The sequence below is a fragment of the Candidatus Accumulibacter vicinus genome (assembly GCF_000584955.1).
GTDB classification, from domain to species: domain Bacteria; phylum Pseudomonadota; class Gammaproteobacteria; order Burkholderiales; family Rhodocyclaceae; genus Accumulibacter; species Accumulibacter vicinus.
Genome location: NZ_JDSS02000019.1, coordinates 78,663 through 79,316 on the forward strand (window position 1 = coordinate 78,663; position 654 = coordinate 79,316).

2 pseudogenes are annotated in these 654 nt (G+C 64.4%); both read left to right on the forward strand.

Annotation, left to right across the window (positions count from 1 at the left end):
• Positions 1-253, forward strand: a pseudogene (locus tag CAPSK01_RS06770) (Druantia anti-phage system protein DruA); the annotation flags it as partial.
• Positions 250-654 (forward strand): annotated as a pseudogene (locus CAPSK01_RS06775) (transposase family protein); the annotation flags it as partial. The pseudogenes CAPSK01_RS06770 and CAPSK01_RS06775, both read left to right, overlap by 4 nt.

Here is a 654-nt window from a genome sequence, read left to right on the forward strand (position 1 = left end):
CCGCGCACGCGCGGACTGGCTCGATCACTGGGGCTTCGAGCCCCTGCTGCTGGAGACCTTCGTCGATCCGCGTCACTATGCCGGCACCTGCTACCGTGCCGCCGGCTGGCAGTGGCTTGGGGAGACCAGCGGGCGCGGGCTGGCCCGCCCCGGCCAGTCGTATCACAGCACGCCCCGCCAGGTGTGGGTCAAACCGCTGACCTCGGATTGTTGCGCTTCACTGTGCGCCACGCCGGGGAGCATGAAGTCATGAGCAAACCCGGCCTTCGCCCGGCACGCGCCGCCCTCAAGGAGCTGCGCTCAGAGAAGAGGCGGCAGGAGAAAGCACTGAACGCGAAACTGCGCGCGACAGGACAAGTCCCCCACTCCCCCGCTTCTTTGCCCAACAGAGGCTCGGCCTTCGCGACTGTCGACGAGGAACAAGAGGCCCGCGAGGACGCCGTGAGCAAACAGATACGTCTTCTGCGCAAAGATCTGCCCGCATTGCTCGGTCAACTGGAACAAATTCCCGACCCAAGAGACCCCAGGAAGCGCCGGCACAAGCTGACCGTACTCCTGCTTTACGGCCTGCTGATGTTCGTTTTTCAGTTCTCCTCCCGGCGCGAAACCCACCGCGAAATATCGCGTCCCCAGTTCATGGCCAACTTGCAGCTG